Raw genomic sequence first — 209 nt, 5'->3', positions numbered from 1 at the left:
CCCTCAGCCGGGCTGAAGCCGGTGTTCCATGTAGAGCCGCCATCAGTCGAGTACTCGACCGTCGCGCCGCTCTCGACACCACCGAGGGTCAGGGTACCGACGCTGGTCACGTGATCGGTGGCGCTGCTGCCCGAGTCGGTGGCGAGCGCCACCCCGGGTGCGGCGGCCGACGTGTCGAGCGTAAAGCTGAAGCTGGTTGCGGCCGACAC

The 209-nt window shown here is 68.9% G+C and carries 1 protein-coding gene; it reads right to left on the bottom strand.

The genetic code is table 11. The annotated features are described in order from the left end of the window. On the bottom strand, nt 1–209 hold a 209-nt coding region (locus tag SB772_RS46495), incomplete at both ends, for a hypothetical protein (RefSeq protein ID WP_410839333.1).

Origin of the sequence: Paraburkholderia sp. SIMBA_030 (genome assembly GCF_046535245.1) — a bacterium.
GTDB lineage: Bacteria > Pseudomonadota > Gammaproteobacteria > Burkholderiales > Burkholderiaceae > Paraburkholderia.
Note: the sequence above shows the minus strand (reverse complement) of the source record. Positions and strands in the feature narration are given on the sequence as shown.